A 23,121-nucleotide genomic window follows, 5' to 3' on the forward strand; every position below is an offset into this window, starting at 1 on the left:
CGGGTCAGTCTTCGAGGGTCTGGAGCTGCTGCAGGGCGGCGCCCTTGCGGAGGTAGGTGCGCTGGGCCACGAGCTCGCCGGAGTCGAAGCCGCGGACCCGGACCATGCGGGCGCCCGCGCCACCGGTGACCGTGACCGGGCCGCCGCTCAGGTCGGCGCTGCAACGGGGACGGCCGTCGGCCTCGATGTCGGCCCGGTCGATGCCGAGTACGCCGAACGACGCGGTGAGGTCGCCGCCGGTCTCGGACAGCTCGACGTCGAACCGGCGCGCGGGCGACTTCTCGAGCAGGGCGACGGCCGCGGCCAGCAGGTCGGCGTCGTCCTCGACGATGTCGCGCCGGGTGGAGCTGTGCCGCTCGTCGGGGACGACGCCGTAGTCCTCGAGCGGCGTGCCCGCGTTGGCGCCGACCCGCAGCACGCGCCGGATGACCAGCGACAGGCCGGCGCCGAGCGGCAGCGGCTTGAACGGCACGTCGTCCTGACCGGCCAGCGAACCGATCAGGTCGGCGAGCTGCCAGACGTTGCCGCCGCCGGCGCCGGTGTTGCCGTCGGTGCCCAGCACCGGGCCGATGCCGTTGTCCTGGAAGCCGGCGGCGAAGATGTCGGTGGCCGAATAGCAGCGGGCGTCGGTGAGCAGCACGACCGGCCCGAAGTAGGACTGCGGCACGGCCTCCAGCCACTCGCGCTCGGTGAAGGCGACACCGGCCGAATAGGGCGCGCCCGACTCGAGCGCCTGGTCCATCGACTTGAGCCAGGGCCGCAGGTCGTCGCGGGTGCGGCACAGACGCAGGTTGAGCGCGGTCGCCGCGAACTGGGCCGGCTCCGGCTCGACCGGGCGGGCGGTGAGCGCCTGCAGGCACAGCTCGGAGGCGACGACCGCGCCGCCGCCGTTGCCGCGCACGTCGAGCACGAGACCGTCCGGCGGCAGCGCGCCGAGCAGCCGCGCGAACTCGCGGACGAACGCCACGATGCCGCCGGCGGTGGGCATGAACGTGCGGATCCGCAGGTGTCCGGCCATTCGGCCGCCCACGGTGACCCGGCGGGCCTCGAACACGGTGGCCAGGTCGGGGCTGACCGCGACGCTGCCGGGCGTGTCGGCGGTGATCTCCTGCCCGGTCTCCTCGGCGATCAGGGCCTCGGGCGCGAACAGAGCGGCGCGCAGCCGGGCCAGCTGGGCGCCCTCGATGTCGACGCCGAGAGGGGTGCCGGCCGTGCCGCTCGCGTTCTCGGTGGCCGCCGCGATCGGCGTCGCCTGCCAGGTCATGCGGACCTCGTGGGCCTCGCCGTGAGCGTCCAGATAGCCGACGATGATCCACTCCTCGTCCGGCGGCGGCGCGAAGGCCAGCGACCGTACGGTGAACATCTGCAAGGCCCGGGCATGGCGCGCGTCGGGGTTGGCCCCCGGCAGCCGGTCGCCGAACCGCTCGATCGCCCGCGCGATCGGCACCCCGTTCCAGTGGGTGACCTCGACGCCGAAGCGGAACTCGCCGAGGTCCAGGTCGGACTGGGCGGCCTGGCGCTTGCTGACCAGATAACGCCGGCGACCGTCCTCGGTGAACTCCTTGAGCAGGAACGGCAGGAAGACGCCGACCCCGTTGTACGGCTGCGGAAGCGTGTAGCGGGTGTGCAGGTCGCGCAGCGAGTTGAAGACGTCGACGAGCTCGGCGTGCATGCGCCACTCGAGCTCCGGGTCGCCGTCGCGGTCGAGCCGCTGCGAGAGCAACCGCAGCCGCTGCAACGGGTTGATGCCGTAGCGGGCCATCTTGAACGGCAGCAGCGCGTAGCTCTGCTCGAGCACCAGCCGCGCCTGCTCGACGATGAGCCGGCGCTGTGCGAGCGTGAGCCGCCCGGCCTCGGTCGCGCCGAGAAAGTCCGTGAGTGAAACAGCCTGGGTCATGGTGATCCCTCCCGCCGCGAAGGGGTTCAGCGTAGGTCCGCGCATACCGTCCGTGGCTGTCCGATCAAGGACTACACCCCGGCGGGAGCGGTGACGCCGTTGCGCGGGGTCCGCTCGACCCAGGCCACGATCGGCGCGGCCGCGGCCCACGCGACCACGAAGATGGCGGCGATCACCCACCAGCCCCACCCGCCCGTGTGGATGGCCAGGAACGTCAGCGAGGCCGGGCCCAGCATCTTCGTCACCCCGCCGACCGACTTGCTCGCGCCCATGTAGGCGCCGCGCTGGTCGGCCGGCGGGATCTCGGTCTGCAGGTACCACTGCGCGCCCGACATCCACAGCTCGGTCGCGGTGAGCAGCACGATCGTGATGGCCAGCAGGGCGATGGTCACCCACCCGTGTGTCGATCCGCTGAGCGCGACGACCGGGCACGCGGCGACGGAGGCCAGCGCCGCCCAGCGCAGCAACCGGGTGGACCCGGCCAGGCTGTCCGCGCCCCGGGTGGCCCGCACCTGCAGCGCCACCGCCATCACCGTGTTGATCGCGAAGAGCACGCCGAGCAGTGGTTTCGGCGCGTCGGTCATGGTGATCGCCCACAGCGGCACGACCTCGCCGAAGAGGGTGGCGTTGAGCCAGAGCAGGCCGAAGAGCGAGGCCAGGGCGGTGTACGGGTGGTCGCGCAGCACACCCCACGGGCTGGGCCGCTTGCCGGCGGACGGCTCGACCGGCGCCAGGGCGGGCATCCGTGACACGAAGAGCGCGTTGAGGGCCAGGCCCACGGCGTTGGCCAGCACCAGCACGAGCAGACCGGCCCGCGAGTCCAGGGCCAGCGCCGCCGCCCCGAGCCCCGAGCCGACGGTGAAGCCCACATTGAGGTACGCCCGGACGAACGCCATCGTGCGCACGCGCTCCTCGCGCCGCAGGGCCGCCGCCGTGTAGACCATCCGGCCCGCGTTGGCCAGCGTGTCGGCCGCGGCCTCGATCGCGATCAGCGCGAGGAACATCCAGAACCCGTCGGTGAACGGGTAGGCGGCGAAGGTGAGCGCCCCGCCCAGCGCGCCGAGGACCCAGGCGCGCCGGCCGCCGATCCGGTCGGCGAAGTGCCCGAGGGGCAGCGACCCGACCAGCCCGACCAGCCCGGCCACCGAGAACCCGATGCCGACCTGGATCGGCGACAGTCCGACGTACAGCGTGAAGAAGACGACGCTGCCGGTCAGGAACGTGCCGCCACCGACCCCGAGCAGCGCCGACTGGGTGGCCAGCCGTCGCGGCAGCCCCGGCGGCGGCAACACCTTCCTTACTGATACCCGTAAATCCCCCATATCCGCATCGCATCATGATCATCTTTGTCTCGCAACCCCGTTTCCGCCCGCGCGATCAACCGGTCGTGGCCGGACGGGAAAACGAATTCGTACGGAAGGGTGCGAGTCGTAGCGCTACGTATATAACGACGTGGACACACCGCTACGCCGCTGGTACTAGTTAGGCGTGTTGAGGGCCATCGAATGGATTGTGCTGGGAACAGGCAGCGCGAGCGCCATCCTCTACGGCGTCCGACGTCACCGGCCCGCCCGCACCGGGCCGTGGCTGCTGCTCGCCGGCGCCATCGTGGCGAGCACCGCCGGCGATGTGCTGACGGCGTTGAACCGGCCCGAAGTGGCCGACATCAGCTTCTACATCATGTGCGTGCTGGTCGCCTGCGCCCTGCTCCAGCTGACCCGCATCGGTGCGATTCTCGTCGACCGGGCCCGGCTCATCGACCTGCTCGCGTTCGCCTGCTCGGCGCTGCTGGTGGTCTGGGTGTTCGTCCTCGGCGACGCGGGCCGGATCGGCGACGTCTCCGGGTCGTACGCCATCGGGGCCCTGTTGCTCCTCGCCGTGGTCGTCCGCCTGCTGATCGCCGTGGGCCGGAACCTCTCGGCCACGCTGCTGGTCATCGGGGCGGTGGGGGTGCTGGTCAGCGACATCCTGCAGCCACTGTGGCCGGGCCGGCTGAGCGAGTCCGGGTTCGTGGTGCTCTATCTGGCCTGGGGCGCGGCCGCGCTGCACCCGTCGATGGTGCGGCTCACCGAGCCCGCGGCGCCGCGTCCGAGCCCGTGGCGGGTGCACTGGGCGGCGCTGCTGGGCATCTCGGTCGCCACCCCGCCGGTCGTGCTGCTGATCGAGGCCGTCCGCGGCACGGTCGATGACGGCGTGGTGATCGCCGTGGCCGGTGCGATCACCCTTCTGCTGACCATCACGCGGCTCATCGACTCGGTCACCCTGAACGGCCAGGCCCTGACCCGGGAGCGCGGCTTGCGGCAGGCGAGCGCCGCGCTGGTCGCCGCGGCCGACACCGCGGCCGTGGACGAGGCCGTCCGGGCCGCGATCGCCGAGCTCATGCCGCCGGACACGCTCCGCAGCACCGACTTCGCCGTCGACGACCGCAGCCTCACTCTCGAGGCGGTGCCCGGCCCCGGAAGCGGCCCACCGCACCGCAGCTGGTGGATCGAGGACGCCGATCGCGACTACGCCACGCTGGTCTGCCCGCTGTGGCTGGAGCCGCTCGCCGTCGCCCGGCCCAGCGGTGGCGCCCTGATCCTGGTCGGCCGCCGGGACACCCTCACCGCCACCCGCGACACCCTCGAGGTGCTGGCCGGTCAGGCCGCGCTCGCGCTGGACCGCATCTCGCTGGTCGAGGCGGTCGGCCGCCGCGACAGCGACCTCTATCTGCGCGCGGTGATCCGGAACAGCGCCGACATGATGGTGGTGCTCGACGACGACCAGCGCATCCGATACGCCAGTCCGTCGCTGCGCGACCTGCTCGGCGCCGACGACCTTCCCCCGCTGGCCACCCTCGACGAGCTGGTGCATCCGGACGACCGCGCCCAGGTGCGCCGCGCCTTCGGCGGCTCCGGTGACGGTGTGGTGTTCTGCTCGCTGCTGCGGGCCGACAAGACCCAGGTGCTGGTCGAAGCCACCTACCGTGACCTGCGGGCGGACCGCCTGGTCCAGGGGTTCGTGGTGACCATGCGGGATTTCCCCCAGGGCCATGAGCCGGACGAGAAGCTGCGCCATGGCGACAACCTGGAGGACCTACCGGCCCGGGTGAACCGGCGCAGCTCTCGGCACAAGTTCCGCTATTAGGACAGGGGAAGCCGCCGCCGATGCGGACCGGCGGCCCACGCCACGCCCAGCTCGGAGGGGAGCGCGAGCGTGTCGGCGGCCCGGCGCAGCAGGTCGTTGACGCCGGGGATCGTACGGGCCGGGCCCTCGATCTTGACGACGTCGGCGGTCAGCAGATGGGGTGCGGGGACGTCGGGCGCGGTCAGGGCCTCCAGCACCACCGTGAAGTCGGCCGTCGACTCCAGCGGCACCAGCAGTCCGGCGCCGTCCGACCGGTGGTCGAGCAAATTGGTCAGCAGGTCGGTGCGGCCGGGCACCTCGACGGGCGCCGGGTCGCCGGGCAGCGCCAGCCGGTCGGTCGGGTATTCGAGCAGCGCCCGCCCGCCCGGGCCGCGCGCCTCGATCTCGCCCGCGATGAAGTCCTCGCCCGCCAGCGTGACCGCCACCAGCAGCGGCAGCCCGCTGTCGAACGTGATCCGGGCGAACGCCGTGTCCTCGACCTCGATCGGCCGCACCCGGTAGCGCTCGACCTCGAGCAGCCGCGGCCGCCCGGCTCCGGCCGCCGCCCCGGCCGCCAGCGCCTGCATCACCGCGTGGGCGAGCGGATTGACCAGGGCGCCGTCGACCACCGGCCGGCCGTTCACCGAGCGGCGCCCGGCCCACGGCGAACGGGCGTAGTAGGCGTCGTCCCGTTTCCACGAGGCCACCGCGGTCAGCGCCGTCAGCGACGGGTTCAGGGCCGAGCGGAACCGGGCCCACGCCTGCGATCCGAGCGCCTGAAAGCCGACCTGGCAGGCCCGGCCCGCCCGCGACACGGCCTCGGCCAGCGTGTGGTGCGCGGCCTGCGAGGTCACCGGCGGCTTCTCCAGCAGCAGGTCGCAGCCGGCGTCGAGGGCGTCGAGGGCGATGGGCAGGTGGGTGTGCGGCGGCGTGCAGATCACCACCACGTCGGGCCGGGTCTCGGCCAGCAGCCGGCGGTGATCGGTGAACGCGGGCGCGTCCGGCGGCGGCGAGATCGGCTGCAGGTCGGCCAGGCCCACCAGCCGATCGCCGATGTTCCGCCGATGCCACCGTCCGTGCCCGTTGGCGCCGATCAGCGCCACCCGGGCCGTCACGCGGCACCGGCCGGAGTCGCCGGCACCCAGTGCCCGTTCGCGCCGATCGGCGCCACCCGCGCCGTCACGCGGCACCGGCCAGGGTCGCCGACACCCCGTGCTTCTCGAAGGCGGTCAGCCATTCGACGAGCGCCGCGCGGAACTCGGCGTTCTCGGCCAGCGCCGGCGTGAACACCGTGTCCAGGCCGAGCAGCGCGCCGGCCACGCCGTCGGGGGTGGCGGGGGCGGCCGCGAGCCGGGCCCGGATCCGGTCGGCCAGCGGATCGTTCAGCGGCAGGGGCTGCCCGTCGTCGGTCACTCCCTGCACGAACCGCATCCACGCCGCCACCACCAGGGCGCCCCAGCGCGGCACCGCCCCGGCCGCGAGCCGGTCCTGGATCGTCTGCAGCACCCGCTGCGGCATCTTCTGTGAGCCGTCCATGGCCACCTGCACGGTCTGATATTCGATGGCCGGGTTCTCGAACCTGGTCAGAACCTCTTCCCCGTACGCGATGGTGTCGACCCCGGACGGCGGGACAAAACTGGGCGCCACGTCGGAAGCGATGTACTGCCGCACGACCTCGCGCATCCCCGGCAACTCCAGAGCCGACGCGATCGTCGTCCGGCCGGCGACCGCGCCGAGATAGGCGATCGCCGAGTGCACCCCGTTGAGAGTGCGCAGTTTGAGCCGTTCCCAGGGCCGGGCGTCGTCGGTCAGCACCGCACCGGCCCGCTCCCACGCGGGCCGTCCGGCCGGGAAGTCGTCCTCGATCACCCACGCCGAGTACGGCTCGCCGTTCACCGCGGCCTGATCCCGTACGCCCAGGGCCCGGGCCGCCGCCGCGAACGTCTCCGCCGTCGTGGCCGGCACGATCCGGTCGACCATCGAGCCCGGGAACGTCACGCTCTCCCGCACCCAGTCAGTGATCGCCGTGGCCGCCGCGAGCTTGTCGATCAGCCCGCGCAGCCGGTGCCCGTTGGCCGGCAGGTTGTCGCAGCTGGCCAGCGCGATCGGCCCGGCGTCGGCCCGCCGCCGCGCGCACAGGCCCCGGATCAGCAGGCCGGGCACGGTGTGCGGGGGACGGCCGGTCTCGAGGTCGGCGCGCAGGTCGTCGTCGAGCAGCAGCCGCCCGGTGGCCGCGTCGAGCTTGTAGCCCTTCTCGGTGACGGTCAGCGTCACGATCTTGATGGCCGGGTCGGCGATCAGGGCCACCACGGCGTCGGGGTCGGCGGCGGCCCGCAGCTGCCCGGCCGACGAGCCGACGACCCGCGTGCTGTTGCCCGCCGGGTCGAGCGTGGTCACGCTGAACAGCCCGTCCTGCGCCCGCATGGCGTCGACGATCTGCGGCGAGCGCGGCGCGACCCCGACGATGCCCCAGTCGCCGCCGGCCGCGGCCATCGCGTCCTCGGTGAACACGGCCTGGTGGGCCCGGTGGAAGGCGCCCAGCCCGAGGTGGACGATTCCTGGTGCGGGGGCGGCGATCCGGGGCCGGGAGGCGGCCGGCACCGACGACAGCGACGAACGGCTCAGCTCCATGCCGGACCGTCCGGGAACGAGAACTCGGCGATCGAGGCGGGCCGCATGTCCGAGCTGTAACCCGGCGCCTCCGGCAGCAGATAACGGCCTTCCCTCGTACGCACCGGATCGGCGAAATGCTCGTGCAGGTGATCGACGTACTCGACCATCCGGCCGTCCAGCGACGTCCCGACGCGCAGATAGTCGAAGATCGCGATGTGCTGGACGAGCTCGCAGAGCCCGACGCCGCCCGCGTGCGGGCAGACCGGCACGCCGAACTTGGCCGCCAGCAGCAACTCGGCCAGCACCTCGGGGACGCCCGCGACCCGGCACGCGTCGACCTGCATGACGCCGATCGCCGAGGCCTGCAGCAGCTGCTTGAAGATGACCCGGTTGGCCGCCACTTCACCGGTCGCGACCCGTACGGGGGAAACGGCTTGTTGAATGCGGGCATGACCGAGCACGTCGTCGGGATGGGTCGGCTCCTCGATCCAGTAGGGATCGAATTCGGTCAGCCGGGCCATGTTGGCGATCGCCTCGTCGACGCCCCAGATCTGGTTGGCGTCCATCATCAGCAACGCGTCCGGGCCGATCTCGCCGCGGATGATCCCGGCCCGCCGCACGTCGTCCTCGATCGGGCCGCCGACCTTCATCTTCATGGCCCGCCAGCCCTCGGCGTACGCCTGCCGGGTCAGCGCCCGCACCTTGTCGTCGGGATAGCCCAGCCAGCCGACGCTGGTCGTGTACGACGGGAAGCCGTCGCGGCGCAGCTCTTCGAGACGCTCGGACAGCCCGACCCGGCCCTTGTCGAGAATCGAGGCGGCCTCGTCGGGCGTCAGCGCGTCCGAGATGTGCCGGAAGTCCACGCAGGCGACCAGGTCCTCGGTCGGGAGCTCGGCCAGGAACTGCCACATCGGCTTGCCGGCCAGCTTGGCCCGCGCGTCCCAGGCCGCGTTCACCACCGCGCCGGTGGCCATGTGCAGCGCGCCCTTCTCGGGCCCGATCCAGCGCAGCTGCGGGTGGGCGGTCAGCGAGCGCAGGAACTGCAACGGATCGGCGGCGAGGTCCACGCCGATCAGCGAGGGGGCCAGGGCCCGTACGGCGGCGCAGGTGATCTCGTTGCCCTGGCCGTTGGTGAAAGTGAACCCGGTGCCGGTCACCCCACCGTCCGTCGAGAGCTCGACATATGTGGCCGAGTAGTCGCCCCGGTTGATCGAGTCGGAGCCGTCCCCCGCCGCGGCGGTCGGGAACCGCACGTCGTGCACGTCGACGCCCGTGATGGTGGTCATGCCTTCTCCAGCTTGAAGATCCGTTTGGGCAGGTGGTACGCGAGGTCGGCCATCGTCTCGGCCGCCTCCGGGAAAGGCAGCCGGTCCTGCACGACGAGCGAGGCCAGATAGGCCGCGTCGACCCGGCGCGCGACGTCATGACGAATGGGAATGGAACAGAAGGCCCGGGTGTCGTCGACGAACCCGGCCGTGTTGTAGAAGCCGGCCGAGTCGGTGACCGCCTCCCGGAACCGGCGCATCGCGTCCGGCGTGTCCAGGAACCACCACGGCGCGCCCAGGAACAGCGCCGGATAGCCCCCGGCCAGCGGGGCCAGCTCGCGGCTGAACGCGGTCTCGTCCAGCGTGTAGAGCACCACCCGCAGGCGGGAATCCATCCCGTACGCGTCCAGCAGCGGCCGCAGAGCGTGAACGTAATCGGTCGCCTGCGGGATGTCGCCGCCCACGTCTCGTCCGTGCGCGGCGAACAGCGGGCGGTTGTGGTCACGCGACGCGCCCGGGTGCAGCTGCATCACCAGGCCGTCGTCGATCGACATCCGGGCGAACTCGAGGATCATGTGGGCGCGGAACGTCTCGGCGTCGGCCGCCGACGCCTCGCCGCGCAACCCGCGTTCGTAGAGCTTGGCGGCGTCGGCGGGGGAGAGTTCCACCGTACGGGCGGTGGGGTGCCCGTGGTCCGAGGAGGTGGCGCCGGCCTCGATGAACGCCTCGCGCCTCTTGCGCAGCGCGGAGAGGTAGCCGGCGTACGTGGTGGGGTCCTCGCCGGCCAGCTCGCCCATCCGGGCCACGTTCGCGGCCCAGCCGTCGCGCTCGAGGTCGACGACGTCGTCGGGGCGGAACGTGGTGATCACCCGGCCGCCCGGCCCGCCCCACCCGTCGGCGGCCAGCTTGGCGTGCCGGGCCAGGTCGTCGGTGGGCGACTCGGTGGTGGCCAGCACCTCGATGCCGAAGCGCTCGAACAGGGCCCTCGGCCGGAATCCCGGCTCGGCCAGGCGCGCGGCGATCGCGTCGTACAGGTCGTCGGCCGTGTCCTTGGTCATCGGGATGTCGACCTGGAAGACCGTGCGGAACGTCTGCTCGAGCCACAGCCGCGACGGGGTGCCGCGGAACAGGTGCCAGTTCGCGGCGAGCAGGCGCCAGATCACGCGGGGGTCGGTCTCGACCGGGCCGCCGTCGCGCCGGGGCACACCCAGCCGGTCGGGCGGGATGCCCTGGCTGAGCAGCATCCGCGTGACGTAGTGGTCGGGGACGATCAGCAGCCGGGCCGGGTCTCCGAACGGCTCGTCGTCGGCCAGCAGCGCCGGGTCGACGTGGCCGTGCGGGCTGATCAGGGGCAGGTCGCGCGCCACCGCGTAGAGATCACGGGCCAGGCCGGCGTGACGCGGGTCGGTGACGAAGATGGGGTCGGGCACGGGTGGTTACTCCTTCTTGAGCAGGTCGTCGACCCGCACGGGGGCGGCGTCCCGCAGGCTCCGGTTGGCGGCCAGGCCGGTGAGCAGGGCCAGGGCGCCGTCGCGGGCGGTCGCGGACCGGTTCATCGGGTCGGTCTGCCCGCCCAGCAGCACGGCGGTCATCCGCTTGTCGGCGCCGCCGTGGCCCTCGCGGCCGACCGGTTGCAGTTCGACGGCGTACGGGGGTGTCCAGTACGGCCGGATGGTCAGGGTCACCGAACCCGACTCGGGGCTGGCGCCCTGCTTGACCATGCCGGCCGCGGCCGGGCTGACGTGGTCGCTCTCGATCACCTCGAGCTCGAGCCGGCCCTTGCTGCCGTTGACCATCAGCCGGTAGCCCTCCCACGGGGCGTACGCGGTCAGGTGGTAGGTCATGGTGGCGCCGGTGTCGTAGCGGACCAGCACGGCCAGGTCGTCCTCGATCGTGACGCCGGGCGCGAACACGTCCTGGTCGCGGTGGTAGCCGTCCTCGGCCGCGGGATCGACGTAGAGCGCCCGCAGACGCGGGTCGGCCGTGAGGTCGAGCGCGAACCGTTCCCGCGGGTGCTCGCGGCCGTGGCCCCGGTCGCCGTAGAAGAACAGCCGCCCGGACGCGAAGACCTCGGCCGGCGCGGCGCCCAGCCACCAGTTGACCAGGTCGAAGTGGTGACCCGACTTGTGCACGAGCAGGCCGCCGGAGTTCGCCTTGTCGCGGTGCCAGCGGCGGAAGTAGTCGGCGCCGTGCCGCACGTCGAGCAGCCATTCGAAGTGGACCGAGCCGATCTCGCCGATCTCGCCGCCCGCGAGCAGCGTCCGGACGACCTCGTGAACCGGGTTGAACCGGTAGTTGAAGGCGACCTGCACGCGGCGGCCGGTGCGCTCGACGGCGTCGAGGATGCTCCGGCAGCCCGGCGCATCCACAGTCATCGGCTTCTCGGTGATGACGTCGCAGCCGGCTTCGAGGGCGGTGACGATGTGCCCGGCGTGGGTGCTGTCCACGCTGGTCACGATCAGCTCGTCGACTCGTTCGGCGGTCAGCATCCGGGGAAGATCGGAGGCCTGGTACGTCGGCACGGGCCGGTCGAGCCAGCCGTTGTGGACGTCCATGCGCGACTGGTTGACGTCGGCCAGGGCGACCAGTTCGGCGGTGTCGGCGTGGTCGTCGGTGACCGCGCGGATGAACATTTCGGCACGCGAGCCGGTGCCGATGACGGCGATGCGGCGGCGGTGGGTCATGGGGTCCCTCCCGGCGTTCCGGGGCGGCAAAGGTTTGCAGGGAAGTTAGGCCGGTCGATCCCATGTCGTCAATGTCCCTGCCCGGACTGGTCCGGATTTGCCCGAGTAAGAGCGCGTATCAAGTGCCCGCTTGCAACCTCTCCGCAACAGAACGCCATTGACAGTTGTGCAACCGCTTGCATTAATGGCTGTCATCACGTGACCCGGGACACAGGATGGGGAGGTTCGTATGGCGGTCACCATTCGCGACGTGGCGCGGGCGTCCGGCGTGCACATCTCCACGGTGTCCCGCACGTTCTCGGCGCCGCACCTGGTCAACCCGAACACCCGCACCCGCGTGCTGGCCTGCGCCGAGCAGCTGGGATACCGGCCCAACCGGGCCGCCCGGGCGCTCATCACCGGCCGCACCTACAACATCGGCCTGATCGTGGCCGACATCGCCAACCCGTTCTTCCCGCCGCTGATCAAGGCGGCGGAAAGTCAGGCCCGCAAGCACGACCACCACATCTTCGTCGCCGACACCAACGAGGACGCGGCGGTCGAGGAAGAAGTGGTGCGCGCCCTGGCCAAGCAGGTCGACGGCGTGCTGCTGGTCAGCCCCCGGATGAGCAACGCGCTGATCGAGCAGCTCAGCCGCGAGGTGCCGCTGGTCGTGGTCAACCGGCAGATCGCCGGCATCCCGGCCGTGGTGATGGACGTCGCGCGCGGCGCCCGGATCGCCATCGAGCACCTCACGCGGCTCGGCCACCGCCGGGTCGCCCTGCTCAGCGGCCCGCGCGGGTCGTGGACGAGCCGGGAGATCCGCCGCTCGGCCACCGCGACCGCCAAGGCCGCCGGGGCCGAGCTCGCCATAATCGGCCCCAACCCGCCGACCGAGGTCGGCGGTCTCACGGTCGCCGAGGACGTGCTGCGAGCCGGCGCCACCGCCGTGCTCGCCTACAACGACCTCATGGCGATCGGTCTCATCGAGGGTCTGCTGGCCGCCGGGGCACGCGTGCCCGCCGACGTCAGTGTCGTCGGGATCGACGACATCATGCTCAGCCGGCTCACCCGCCCCAAGCTGACCACGGTGGCGACCCCCACCGCCGCCGCTGGTCGGGCGGCCGTCGACATGCTTCTCGCGCATGGCGACGACCGTCGCACCACCGCCCAGATACATCTGCAGACCGAACTGGTCATACGCGACTCGACGGGGCGGGGCCCGGGTCCGCACAGCCCTGCGGACCCGGGCGACGCGCTCGCCCCCGGAGGTGTCGCTTCCTGAAGGAGAAGCGTCATGGAGCCCATCACGCGGGCGGTCACGCCCGCTCAACGTACTACCCGGCGCCGGCTACTCGCCGCCGCCCTTACAGTTCCGCTCCTGCTCGGCGCCGCGGCCTGCGGCGGTGACGACGAGGGCGGCGACTCCGGAAAGACCGAACTGTCGATCTTCTGGTGGGGCGCCGAGAAGCGCGCCGAGCTGACCGACCAGGCGCTCGCGCTCTACACCCAGAAGCACCCGGACGTCACGTTCAAGAAGACCTGGCAGGGAAACCAGGGCTACTTCGACAAGCTGGCCACACTCACCGCCGGCGGCAACGCGCCCGACATCTTCCAGATCGACGACAACTACATTTCCGAGTACGCGGGCCGGGGCGTCACGCTCGACCTGACCCCGTACGCCGACAGCGGCAAGCTCGACGTCACCAAGTTTCCCAAGAGCCTGCTCGAGTACGGCAAGGTCGACGGCAAGCTGTCCGGCGTCGCCATGGGCGAGAACACCCAGGGCCTGGTCTACAACAAGACCCTGCTCGAGAAGTTCAACCTGCCCGAGCCGAAGACCGGGATGAGCTGGGAGGAGTTCATCGACTGGGCGGCCGACGTCTCCAAGAAGGCCAAGCTGCCCGGCACCCAGGACGCGAGCGCCGTCTACCAGGCGCTCTGGGTGTTCCTGCGGCAGAACGGCAAGGACCTGTACGCGGGCAAGCAACTCGGCTTCGACGAGGCCGACATGACCAAGTGGTTCACCCTCTGGAAGGACGCCCGGGCCAAGGGCGCCACGCCGACGCCGGACGTCATCCACGAGGGCAACGCCAGCGACGTCAGCAAGCAGCTGATCGTCACCGGCAAGGCCGGCACGTCGTGGGTCTGGACCAACCAGATGCCCGAGCTGAAGAAGAACACCGACGACGAGCTGGGCCTGATGGCCTACCCGGGCGATTCGAGCGTGCAGTGGGCGCGCGCGTCGCTGTACCTGTCGGCGTTCCGCGGCAGCAAGCACAAGGACACCGCGGTCGACGTGATCAACTTCCTGGCCAACGACCCGGAAGCCGCGAAGATCCTCGGTACCGACCGTGGCCTGCCGCCCAACACCGACATCCGTAAGCAGATCGCCGCCACCGTGAGCGACCCCAACATGAAGCAGACGATCGCCGTCCAGGACGAGCTGGGCGCCAAGTTCGGGCCGAACCCGCCGACCGTGCCGCCGCAGGGCCACAGCAAGGTGCGTTCCGAGCTGGTCCGGGTGGCCGAGGAGGTCGTCTACGGACGGCAGACGCCGGAGCAGGCCGCGGCGGCGTATGTCAGCGCCGCCAAGGCGGCGATCGGCGCCTCGTGACCGCCTCGACCTTGACCGCCGACCCCGTTGCCCCCGCCGCCCCGCGGCCGGGGCGGCGGGTTCGCCGGCGCCGGGAGAACCTGGCCGCATACGTCTTCCTCTCGCCGTGGCTGCTGGGCCTGCTCGGCATCACGGCCGTCCCGATGCTCATCTCGCTCTATCTGAGCTTCACCGACTACAGCCCGCTGATCTCGCTGGGCGACGCGAGCTGGGTCGGGCTGGACAACTACCGGCGAATGTTCACCGCCGACCAGTCGTACTGGCACGCGGTCACCGTGACCGTCACCTTCGCGCTGGTCGCGGTGCCGCTCAAACTGGCCGCCGCGCTCGGCGTCGCCCTGCTGCTCAACCGCACGATGCGCGGCATCTCGCTGTTCCGTGGGCTGTTCTATCTGCCCTCGCTGCTCGGCGGCAGCGTCGCGCTGGCCATCGTCTGGGTCAGCATGTTCAACCGGGACGGCGCCTTCAACTCGTTCCTGGCGCTGTTCGGCATCGAGGGCCTGCCCTGGGTCAACGACCCCGACTGGGCGCTGTACACGCTGATCCTGCTGGCAGTCTGGCAGTTCGGCGCCCCGATGGTGATCTTCCTGGCCGGCCTCAAACAGGTGCCTTCCGAGCTGTACGAGGCGGCCTCGGTCGACGGGGCCAGCCCGTGGCGCAAGTTCGTGCACATCACGCTGCCGATGCTCTCGCCGGTCATCTTCTTCAACCTGGTGCTCGAGACGATCAACGGCTTCCAGGGCTTCACGGCCGCGTTCGTGCTTTCCAACGGCACCGGCGGGCCGGTCGACTCCACGCTCATGTACACGCTGAACCTCTACATCAAGGGGTTCGTCGAGCTCGACATGGGCTACGCGTCGGCCATGGCCTGGGTGTTCCTGCTCGTGATCGGCGCGATCACGGTGCTGCTGTTCTCGACGGGCCGGTTCTGGGTCCACTACTCCGACAACGAGGAGCGGTGATGAGCTCTGTCGCCCACCGGGCCGCACCCGCCGCCCACCGGGTGCCGCCGCCGCGCCGCGGCCCGATCATCCGGCTGGTGGTGCTGCTGGTCATCCTGGCCGTGGTGCTCTACCCGCTGGTGTGGATGGTCGGCACGTCGGTCAAGTCACCGTCGGAGATCGTCAGCAACATCGGGCTGATCCCGCGCGAGTTCACCCCCGGAAACTTCACCGAGGGCTGGACGAAGTTCGACGTCAGCTTCGGCCGGTTCTTCCTCAACAGCGCGCTCGTCTCGCTGCTGACCGTGCTCGGCAACACGATCTCGTGCCTGCTGGCGGCGTACGCGCTCGGACGTCTGCGGTTCCGGCTGCGCGGCGTGTGGTTCGGCCTCATGATCGGCACGCTGCTGCTGCCCGGGCACGTGCTGATCATCCCGCAGTACATCCTGTTCCGCAGCCTCGGCTGGGTCGGCGGGGACTGGCCCTACCTGCCCCTGCTGGTGCCGGCCTTCTTGGCCACCGAAGCGTTCTTCGTGTTCCTCATCGTGCAGTTCATGCGCGGCATCCCCCGCGAGCTGGACGAGGCCGCGGTGATCGACGGCGCTTCCCCGTACGGGATCTTCCGGCACGTGATTCTGCCGCTGTCCCGTCCGGCCCTGGTGACGACGGCGATCTTCTCGTTCATCTGGACCTGGAACGACTTCTTCCGCCAGCTGGTCTTCCTGTCCGAGCTCAAGGACTACACCGCGCCGGTGGCGCTCACTCTGTTCATCGACTCCACCAGCGAGAGCGCGGTCGGTCCGATGTTCGCGATGTCGCTGCTGTCGCTGATCCCGGTGTTCCTGTTCTTCGTGGCCTTCCAGCGACTGCTGGTCGAGGGCATCAACACCAGTGGCCTGAAGGGATGACACGCTGATGCCCCACGACTGGCGCGACTCGTTGCGGCTGGCGGCCGACCTGGCCCTGCTGGGCATCCTGGTGACGCTGGCCTGCCTGCCGATCGTGACGGCCGGGGCCGCGGTCGGCACGGGCAGCGCGGCTCTGGACAAGCTGCTGACCATCGGCCGGTGGCCGACCGCGGCGGAATGCCTGTCCGCCTTCCGCGCGCGGCTGTGGCCCGGCCTCTGGGCCGGACCTCTGGTGCTGGTGGCCGGGGCGCTGATCGCGATCGACGTGGCGGCGCTGCGGCGCGGGGCCGTGCCCGGCGGCGGTCTCGTCGTCGCCGTGCTGGCCGTCGTCGCGGCGCTCGGCGCCGGCTTCGCCGCCCTGGTGGCCGGCCTTTCCGGCCGGTCCGACGGGGCGTCCGGGGCCGGCTCTTCCGGCCGGTCCGACCGGGCGTCCGGGGCCGGGGCGCTGCGCCGGGCCCGGACGTTCGTGGCGGCCCGCCCCGGCGCCCTGCCCGCCGCGACCGGCGTGGTGCTGGTCGCGGCGATGCTGGCCGCATTCATCCACCCGGCGCTGGTGCCGGTGCTGGCGGGATACGCGCTGTTCGCGGTGCACACCGTCCTGCGGCGCATCGCCCCGGCGACACTGGAGCGGGCCTGACCCGTCACGGCACGGCGGCCAGGGTGCAGCGCACCTGCTGATTCAGATGGATGCGACCGTCGGCGCCGCGGGCTTGCTCGAGGTGCCGGCCGGCGGCCGCCCTGACCGTGTCGTGGGCTGCCTCCGGGACGGCGTCCCACATCGCCCGCTGACCGTGGGATCGGCTGAACGAGTACCACTGGCCGACGTCGGCGAAGGTCACGTCCAGATCGAAGCACGTCGTGCGTACGTCGGTGTATCCCGCGGCGCTGACCAGCTCCTCGACGCCGGTGTCGCTGCCGAAGGGGCCGGCGGCGCCGGTCGTCCGGGCATCGAGCATGCCGACCGGCAGGTAAGGCTGGAAGGTCGCATCGACCGCTTCCCACACCGGGTCGCGGGGTCCGAAGGTCGAGATCGCGAGCCGGCCGCCGGGGGAGACGAGCAGGCTCCGCCACGCCGTCAGAGCCGCCCGCGGATCGGGGAGGAAGAAGACGGCCAGCGACGACACCACGAGGTCGTAGCCCGCCGCCGGCAGCGCGGGCGCACCGGCGTCCATGACCTGCAGGTCGACGTTGCGCAGACCGAGGGCGGTGATGTCGGCCCGGCCCACCTCGACCATTCGTGGCGACAGATCGATGCCGGTGACGTGACCGCCGGCGCCCACCGCCTCGGCCACCGCGATCGTGGCGGCGCCCCGTCCACACCCGACGTCGAGGACCCGCTCGCCGGGCGCGGGCGCCGCGAGACGCACCAGCCCCCGGGCGATGGGCGTGAACCAGGCGACGCCGACCGTGTCGTAGACGTCGGCGACCCGGTCGAACACCGCGGCGACCCGCGCGCTTCTCGCTGCCTGCTCAGTCAGGTCCACGCCGGTGAGTGTGGCCCGCGCACCGGCCGCCAACAACGGCCGTTCCGCCGGATCGACCCGCCGATCAATCCGACTGCACCACCGTGAAGGGCGGTCGCACACCCTCGGTGAGTTCGGCCGCCGCCTCCAGCGCCATCACCGCGCGCTGCCGGCTGCCGACGGGCGACTTGGCCGTGGAGTGCAGCGACCCCAGAGCGACCAGGTAGCCGGACCCCACCGCGGCATAACCCGAGATCGTGTGCCCGATCTGGTAGTCGTCGCCCACCACATAGAGGCGGCCGTGAATGCCGGCCAGAAACTGCCCACCCTGTTCCTGGCCGTCCTCGGTCCTCGCATAGCCGCCGCGGGAAAGGCACTCGCGCACGGCGTCGATGAACGTGGTGGCCATGAACCGGTCGACGTCCCAGGTGTCGGGCTCGCCGACGTCCAGGGAATAGCGCAGGAGCTGACCCATCCGATAGCTGGTGGTGAAGCCCATCAGGTAGGGCCCGACCTGAAACACCTTGGAATCCGACCGCACCGCGACGTGCCACCCGTCGCTGCCGGCTGAGTCGCCGCCAACGGTGACGGTCCGGCCGTCCGTGATCCCGACGATGCACGTCATGAAGCCACTTTCCCCGGCGGGCGGGCTGCTGCCAACCCGTCGGCCGGCCTCCCTCAGGTGCCGTGTGATGTGGGCGCTGCTGTCGAGGTGGTGACAGCAGAGGACTTCTCGGTCTTGGATCGGCCGATCTCGAGGGCGCGGCGGGCGCAGTCGAGCCCGGTGTCCGCGCGTTCCTCCTCGTACCGGGCGCCGATTTCCATGGCGACGGCGCGCGCGGCGCCGTGGTTTGCGAGGGCGTCGCGGTGGCGGCCGGCGGCCGCGGCGGCTTCGCCCAGACCGTTCAGCGCCCCAGCTTGCATGAGTCTGTTTCCCGTGCCGCGGGTGATGGCCAGAACGCGGCGTTGGTGGGAAGCCGCCTTGTCCGGCCGGCCGAGCCGGGTGTGCAGGTCTCCGAGGTTGGCCAGCGCTTCCGCTTCAGCGTCGCGTTGGCCGAGTTCCTGATATCTGTGCAATGCCATTCGCAGGAGGTCGCCGGCCGTCTTGTACTCCCCGGCCCGCCTCTCCAGGTCGCCGAGGCCATGCCAGGCACATGCCTCACCGAATCGATCGCCGGCCTGGTGGAACAAGGGTAGTGACCGGCGGTAGAAGTCGGCGGCCGTGGCGGAGTGTCCAGCCAGCAAATTCAGGTTGCCCAGCCCGCATAGCGCCCCGGCTTCGCCCGCCTTGTCACCGCCGCGCCGATACAGTCGCAGCGAGCGCTGAAAATAGTCATTGGCGGCGGCGTATCGGCCAGTGTTCTGCAAGACCACCCCGTGGCAACCCAGAGCGCGCGCCTGACCGCAGAGGTCCCCGGCCCGCCGGAACAGATCGGCCGCGCGCCGGAAACTGTCCGCTGCTTCGCCGTATCGGCCCAGTTCCCGGTGTGCAACGCCGAGGTCCGTCAGGGCGTGTCCCTGCGCCGATTGATCGCCGGTGCGCAGAGCGGCCCGATGGGCGTGCCTGTGCACTGCCACGGCTTCACCGGAATAGCCGCCGCTCAGAACGACGAACAGCACCCGGGCCAGGGCGACGGTATGCGCGGGTGACTCCTGCGCGGCCACGGCGACCAGTGTCGCCCGTTCCGTCTCGAGCCAGTCCCGGGCGGATTTCGGGTCATCCAGGGCGGGGGTGGGCGTCGAAGCCGGCGGGATCGGCACCCTGGAGTACGCACCGATCGGGTACAGCGTGGTTACCGCGGCCGCTGCGGCGGTCAGGTAGTGGTCGAACAGCCGTTCCCGGCTGACGCGGCGAACCTCCGGCCGATCCTCGTCGCGGGCCCGGCTCAGAGCGTAGGCGCGAACCAGATCGTGAAAGGAGTAGCGGCCGGCCGAGACCTCCTGCAACAGGTGGTCGATCAGCAGCCGATCGAGGCGGCCCTGGGCGGTGAGCAGGTCGCTGTCGTCCAGCGCCGCCGCGGCGTTGGCGTCGAAGTCCGGCCCGGGGTGCAGGGCGAGCCGCCTCAGCAGCCCGCGGAGGTCGTCCGGAAGACGGCGGTACGACAGGTCGAGGGCGGCCTCGACCTCGGATTCCAGGCGTCGTTCCGCGTGGCGTTCGTCGAGCCGGTCGGCGTGGTCGGTCAGCGTCCACCCCGGCGTCCGGCGGATGTGCCCGGCGACCAGGCTGAGCGCAAGCGGCAGATACCCGCAGCGGCGGGCGATCCGGGCGGCCGCTTCCTGATCCTGGCCAGTGGGTGCCGCGGAGTCGAAGAGGCGCACCGCCTCCTCCGCGGGGAGCACGTCCACGGTGAGGTGAGTGGCTGGAGACAGCGCGGCGAGGCTGCGCCGGCTGGTGATCAACGTGAGGCACCCCGGCGTGCCCGGCAGCAGCGGCCGGACCTGCCCGGCGCCGGCCGCATTGTCGAGCACCACCAGCGCGTTGACAGCTGTCAGGCGGGAACGGTAGAGCGCGACGCGCCGGTCGAGCTCGTACGGGATCTGTTGCCCCGGCACACCGAGCAGGCGCAGGAACCCGTCGAGGACCGCGGCCGGGTCGACCGGCGGCTGCTCCGGGTCGAAGCCCCGGAGGTTGACGAAGAGAATGAGGTCGAACGGCTTGGACCGGTGCAGCCGGTGCCCGGCATGGACGGCCAGCTGCGTCTTGCCGATGCCGGCCATGCCCGCGATCGCCGAGATCACTACCGCTTCGCCGTCCCGCGCGGCCCGCTGCAGGATCTCCAGCTCGGCAATCCGGCCGGTGAAGTTCGGCAGATCGGGTGGCAGACCGCGGTGGACCCGAACCTGGGAGGCGGCCTCGCTGTCCCCGGCGACCGTGCGCAGCGCGTGCCGCCACTGGACGACATATCCGAGGTCGGGATGCAATGCCTGCACCACCGCGATGACCAGGTCCTCGTTGAGCCGCCGCCGGCCGGTGCGGAAGCAGTCGGCCACAGTGGACCGGCGGGCCAGCTCGCGGGCCGGCCGCCCGGACGCGATCCAGGACGCGTTGATCCGGTTGGTGATCGTCTCGTACGAGGGGCCACCGGCCCACGCCTTCAGCAGCCGCAACCCCTCGACGACGTCGTCGATACTGCCGGCCCGGGCCGGATCGGGAGGACTCGCCATTCCCCGAGGCTAGTTATCCGGCGTCGGGGCGTTGTCGCCTGGCGGACTCTTGTCATTATCTGCCGTTCTGGCATTCGCCCTGATCAACGCGTCAGCGAATTTTCGCTATCTGTCGAGCTCCGGAATCATCCGGATTCGGCCGGCCACCGCGCGGTCCGCCCAACACTCGGAGTCACCTATCGAAAGTTGGGGGGAACCTGATGTTCCGCATCGAGAGTCTCCGGTCGACGGTGCTCACCGGCCTGCTCGCAGCCTTGGTGACCGTGCTGTCCCTGGGCCCGGCCACGACGGCGCAGGCCGCCGCATCGTCCCCGCCGGGGGGCTGGTACATGCTGATGAGCGACTACTACGACGGGAGCCGGCCGGCTGAAGGCGGCGGCTACCGGTGGTGCCTGAGCACGAACGCGCAGACGTCGGCGAACGGGGCCAACACCCACTACGTCTACCTGGCCCACTGCAACTTCCGCACGCCGAGCCAATGGTGGTCGATTCCCGGGTCGTCGACGAGGATCAAGAACTATCAGAACTTCGGCAGCAACATCTGGGAACTCAGTGCCAACACCACCAGGCCGCAAGGTGCGCCCGCCGGCACCACCGGTGTCTACACCGCACGGCAGAGTTCCGCCGAGGGGCATTACTGGAGCGTTGTCCCGGCGTCAGGGGGCGTCAACCGCTTCTGGTTCTTCAACCCCGCCATGAACCGCGACTTGAGCGCCTCGCGTGTCAGCCCTGAGATCGACGGCACCTACCGGGTCTTCGGTGCGGCGCCGGACCTCGGACGGACCACGCCAACGCACATCTGGCGCTTCTATCAGCCGACCACCCCACCGACGTGCACGCCCTGCGGCCGCTGACAACTTCGGTGATCCGCGAGGCCCGGGCCGCCCAACGCGACCCGGGTTTCACCGCGCCGCCCCAACCCCCTGGTGCCGATCGCCGCGGTGGCCGGAGGCCTAGCATGGCTCGGATGACGATCCCCGGAAACGACCTCGACGAGGAAGCCTTGCGGCTGCTGTTCGGCGCGCCTGTCGAACTCGACGTCGCGGCCAAGAGACTCGGCCGGGGCAGCGGTGTCTACGCCTGGTGGGCACCGCCCTCGGTTCTTCCCGACCTGCCCGGACCACCGAACGAGGACGTCCCATCCCTGCGGTTGCTGTACCTCGGCCGGGCGACCAGCCTGCGAGGACGGATCCTCCGCAATCATCTGAGGCGATCGGGCAGCTCGACTTTGCGCCGTACGCTGGCTGGGCTGCTCGTGTCCGAGGGTTACCAGACGATCTGGACCGATCGGGTGGTCCTCGCCCCTCAGGACGAGACGCGACTTACCTCATGGATGTACGCGCACTTGCGGTTGACCTGGGCGGAGACCGACGAACCGGAGTCCATCGAGACCGACCTCGTCCGCCGCCTGCACCCGCCGCTGAACGTCCACGGCGTCGATCCCGACCATGTCCAAGCGGCTGTCACCGCCGCCAAGAATGCCTACAACGCTTCCAGCCGCCCGGACTCGAGCCGTGCGTGAGCAGAGTCCGCGACCGGACCACGCGATCCAAGCCGGATGGCCGCAGGCATCGCGCGTCGGATGCCTGCGGCGCACCGCCGGCCTGGATCACTCCGCCTTGTCCACGAAGTCCAGAGCGGCGGCGGCGAACAGCGGGGACATGAACAGGTTGTAGTGGGTCAGGCCGGGCAGGATGGCCAGCGCGTGGCCGCCCTTGGGACGGCCCTCGCCCATCCAGCCGCCGTCGCGCAGGCCGCCGTCGAGCAGGCCGAACACCTCGACGAAGTGCGAAGGCGGGCACATGTCGGCGTCGGCCGCCATGATCAGGGTCGGCACCTGGAGGTTGCGGACCTCCTCGGTGTAGTCGTAGTCCTGGGACATCGCCTCGCCGATCTTGCCGAGCAGGCGGGGGAAGTCTTCCGGACGGGGAGCGACCCGCGAGTACAGCTCGTACATCGGGGTCTCCTTCATGAACTCCGCGGCCTCGGGGCCGACCTGGCCCTGCTGCTCGAGGATCTCGGCGTACGTGGCGCTGCGCCGGATGCCGGCCGACGCCGCGACCAGGCGGCCGACCTTCTGCGGGTGGCGGATCGCGACCTGCAGGGCGACCCCGCCGCCGAGCGAGTAGCCGACCACGTCCGGCTTCTCCAGGCCCAGGTGGTCGATCAGCGCGGCCACGTCGTCGGCCATGAACTTGATGTCGAGCGGCCGGTCGATGTCGGCCGTGCGGCCGTGGCCCTGCAGGTCGACCAGGATGACCTGGTGGCCGGCGCCGAACTGGGGGATGATCGGGCCGAACATCTCGCCCGAGCCGAGCCCGCCGTGCAGCAGGATCAGCGGGCGGCCCTGGCCGTGCGTCTCGTAATACAGGTTGATCCCGTTGACCTCGGCGTACTCGCCGTGGCCGAGCTGGTCTGCGGTCCAGGTGGTGGTCATCTCGACTCCCGTGCTCTCGTTCGCTGTCCGACACCCCTAAGACCGGG

At 71.1% G+C, this 23,121-nt stretch carries 19 protein-coding genes; 8 read left to right on the forward strand and 11 right to left on the reverse strand.

Features of this window, described 5'->3' with window-relative positions:
* Window positions 1–4 precede the first annotated feature (4 nt).
* Together ACZ3I4_RS22390 and ACZ3I4_RS22395 are read right to left on the reverse strand one after the other, a co-directional pair.
* A complete protein-coding gene (locus ACZ3I4_RS22390; RefSeq protein ID WP_465383923.1) occupies window positions 5–1,897 on the reverse strand; it encodes a S41 family peptidase in 1,893 nt (630 codons plus the stop codon).
* 71 nt (window positions 1,898–1,968) lie between these two features.
* The gene (locus ACZ3I4_RS22395) at window positions 1,969–3,189 is read right to left on the reverse strand and encodes an MFS transporter (RefSeq protein ID WP_465383924.1); all 1,221 of its coding nucleotides are present in this window, start codon (window positions 3,187–3,189) and stop codon (window positions 1,969–1,971) included.
* Window positions 3,190–3,385: 196 nt separating this feature from the next.
* Here ACZ3I4_RS22395 and ACZ3I4_RS22400 point away from each other — a divergent pair, with 196 nt between their 5' ends.
* A complete protein-coding gene (locus ACZ3I4_RS22400; protein ID WP_465383925.1) occupies window positions 3,386–5,023 on the forward strand; it encodes a PAS domain-containing protein in 1,638 nt (545 codons plus the stop codon).
* Here the strand turns inward: ACZ3I4_RS22400 and ACZ3I4_RS22405 are convergent.
* From ACZ3I4_RS22405 to ACZ3I4_RS22425, 5 genes are all read right to left on the reverse strand, one after another.
* Window positions 5,020–6,117, reverse strand: a complete 1,098-nt coding sequence (locus tag ACZ3I4_RS22405; protein ID WP_465383926.1) for a Gfo/Idh/MocA family protein — start codon at window positions 6,115–6,117, stop codon at window positions 5,020–5,022. The two genes, ACZ3I4_RS22400 and ACZ3I4_RS22405, sit on opposite strands and share 4 nt — an antisense overlap.
* Before the next feature lie 64 nt (window positions 6,118–6,181).
* On the reverse strand, window positions 6,182–7,633 hold the full coding sequence (locus ACZ3I4_RS22410) for a mannitol dehydrogenase family protein (RefSeq protein WP_465383927.1): 1,452 nt from the start codon (window positions 7,631–7,633) through the stop codon (window positions 6,182–6,184).
* Window positions 7,624–8,901 (reverse strand): enolase C-terminal domain-like protein, encoded by a 1,278-nt coding sequence (locus tag ACZ3I4_RS22415; RefSeq protein WP_465383928.1) that lies wholly within the window; start codon window positions 8,899–8,901, stop codon window positions 7,624–7,626. Before ACZ3I4_RS22415 ends, ACZ3I4_RS22410 begins: the two co-directional genes overlap by 10 nt.
* The gene (uxaC, locus tag ACZ3I4_RS22420) at window positions 8,898–10,310 is read right to left on the reverse strand and encodes a glucuronate isomerase (protein ID WP_465383929.1); all 1,413 of its coding nucleotides are present in this window, start codon (window positions 10,308–10,310) and stop codon (window positions 8,898–8,900) included. The genes ACZ3I4_RS22415 and uxaC overlap by 4 nt, the downstream gene beginning before the upstream one ends.
* A gap of 6 nt (window positions 10,311–10,316) precedes the next feature.
* Entirely contained in the window at window positions 10,317–11,564 is a 1,248-nt protein-coding gene (locus ACZ3I4_RS22425) for a Gfo/Idh/MocA family protein (protein ID WP_465383930.1), read from the reverse strand.
* 229 nt (window positions 11,565–11,793) lie between these two features.
* Between ACZ3I4_RS22425 and ACZ3I4_RS22430 the strand changes: the two genes are divergently transcribed.
* From ACZ3I4_RS22430 to ACZ3I4_RS22450, 5 genes are read left to right on the forward strand one after another with little or no spacing between them, the layout of a single operon-like run.
* Window positions 11,794–12,828: a LacI family DNA-binding transcriptional regulator gene (locus ACZ3I4_RS22430; protein ID WP_465383931.1), complete on the forward strand. Its 1,035-nt coding sequence runs from the start codon at window positions 11,794–11,796 to the stop codon at window positions 12,826–12,828.
* Between the two features lie 12 nt (window positions 12,829–12,840).
* Window positions 12,841–14,160 carry an ABC transporter substrate-binding protein gene (locus tag ACZ3I4_RS22435; RefSeq protein ID WP_465383932.1) on the forward strand — a complete coding sequence of 440 codons (1,320 nt, stop codon included), beginning with the start codon at window positions 12,841–12,843 and terminating at the stop codon, window positions 14,158–14,160.
* Between the two features lie 11 nt (window positions 14,161–14,171).
* Window positions 14,172–15,122 (forward strand): carbohydrate ABC transporter permease, encoded by a 951-nt coding sequence (locus ACZ3I4_RS22440; RefSeq protein WP_465384115.1) that lies wholly within the window; start codon window positions 14,172–14,174, stop codon window positions 15,120–15,122.
* Window positions 15,122–16,009 (forward strand): carbohydrate ABC transporter permease, encoded by an 888-nt coding sequence (locus tag ACZ3I4_RS22445; protein ID WP_465383933.1) that lies wholly within the window; start codon window positions 15,122–15,124, stop codon window positions 16,007–16,009. Before ACZ3I4_RS22440 ends, ACZ3I4_RS22445 begins: the two co-directional genes overlap by 1 nt.
* A gap of 7 nt (window positions 16,010–16,016) precedes the next feature.
* Window positions 16,017–16,646 (forward strand): hypothetical protein, encoded by a 630-nt coding sequence (locus ACZ3I4_RS22450; protein WP_465383934.1) that lies wholly within the window; start codon window positions 16,017–16,019, stop codon window positions 16,644–16,646.
* A 4-nt stretch (window positions 16,647–16,650) separates the two neighbouring features.
* On the opposite strand, the gene ACZ3I4_RS22455 is transcribed toward ACZ3I4_RS22450, so the two are convergent.
* The 3 genes from ACZ3I4_RS22455 to ACZ3I4_RS22465 all read right to left on the reverse strand — a co-directional run bounded on the left by ACZ3I4_RS22455 (window position 16,651) and on the right by ACZ3I4_RS22465 (window position 20,637).
* A complete protein-coding gene (locus ACZ3I4_RS22455) occupies window positions 16,651–17,493 on the reverse strand; it encodes a class I SAM-dependent methyltransferase (protein WP_465383935.1) in 843 nt (280 codons plus the stop codon).
* 64 nt (window positions 17,494–17,557) lie between these two features.
* On the reverse strand, window positions 17,558–18,097 hold the full coding sequence (locus tag ACZ3I4_RS22460) for a hypothetical protein (RefSeq protein ID WP_465383936.1): 540 nt from the start codon (window positions 18,095–18,097) through the stop codon (window positions 17,558–17,560).
* Between the two features lie 53 nt (window positions 18,098–18,150).
* Window positions 18,151–20,637, reverse strand: coding sequence for a tetratricopeptide repeat protein (locus ACZ3I4_RS22465; protein ID WP_465383937.1), 2,487 nt, complete (start codon window positions 20,635–20,637; stop codon window positions 18,151–18,153).
* Window positions 20,638–20,837: 200 nt separating this feature from the next.
* On the opposite strand from ACZ3I4_RS22465, the gene ACZ3I4_RS22470 reads away from it, so the two are divergent.
* Both ACZ3I4_RS22470 and ACZ3I4_RS22475 read left to right on the forward strand, forming a co-directional pair.
* Window positions 20,838–21,491 carry a hypothetical protein gene (locus tag ACZ3I4_RS22470; RefSeq protein ID WP_465383938.1) on the forward strand — a complete coding sequence of 218 codons (654 nt, stop codon included), beginning with the start codon at window positions 20,838–20,840 and terminating at the stop codon, window positions 21,489–21,491.
* A 113-nt stretch (window positions 21,492–21,604) separates the two neighbouring features.
* A complete protein-coding gene (locus ACZ3I4_RS22475) occupies window positions 21,605–22,159 on the forward strand; it encodes a GIY-YIG nuclease family protein (RefSeq protein ID WP_465383939.1) in 555 nt (184 codons plus the stop codon).
* Between the two features lie 87 nt (window positions 22,160–22,246).
* On the opposite strand, the gene ACZ3I4_RS22480 is transcribed toward ACZ3I4_RS22475, so the two are convergent.
* Window positions 22,247–23,074 (reverse strand): alpha/beta fold hydrolase, encoded by an 828-nt coding sequence (locus ACZ3I4_RS22480; protein WP_465383940.1) that lies wholly within the window; start codon window positions 23,072–23,074, stop codon window positions 22,247–22,249.
* Between the last annotated feature and the right edge of the window lie 47 nt (window positions 23,075–23,121).

Source organism: Actinoplanes sp. NPDC021490, from assembly GCF_055562135.1.